The organism is Sulfitobacter sp. UBA4523, assembly GCF_002388305.1.
Lineage (GTDB): Bacteria > Pseudomonadota > Alphaproteobacteria > Rhodobacterales > Rhodobacteraceae > Sulfitobacter > Sulfitobacter pontiacus.
In genome coordinates, this window is record NZ_DGMH01000004.1 from 3,229 (window position 1) to 3,502 (window position 274).

1 pseudogene is annotated in these 274 nt (G+C 58.8%); it reads left to right on the forward strand.

What is annotated here, in order from left to right:
- A pseudogene (locus B3849_RS00305) lies at positions 1 to 214 on the forward strand (fatty acid hydroxylase); the annotation flags it as partial.
- Positions 215 to 274: the final 60 nt, after the last annotated feature.

Below are 274 nucleotides of genomic sequence, written 5' to 3' on the forward strand. Positions count from 1 at the left end.
CAAGTGGTTCCACGTCAGCCCCGGCGGGGCCGTGATTGACCGAGCTATGGGGACGGCGATTGACCGCGAGGCGCTAAAGCACCAGCAACGGATTGAATTTATTCGTACTTTGGGGATGCGACCCAATGACCCAAGGCTGATCGCGGCGCGGGAACGCTTTGCCGCGAAATACAATCTGTCAGAGGCAGAGATCGCCCGCGCGGCGGTTGTCTGACCTGCGCACAGGGCGTGTATTCATCAAATTAACGGGGTGTGGCGATCAGAACTCCTGATC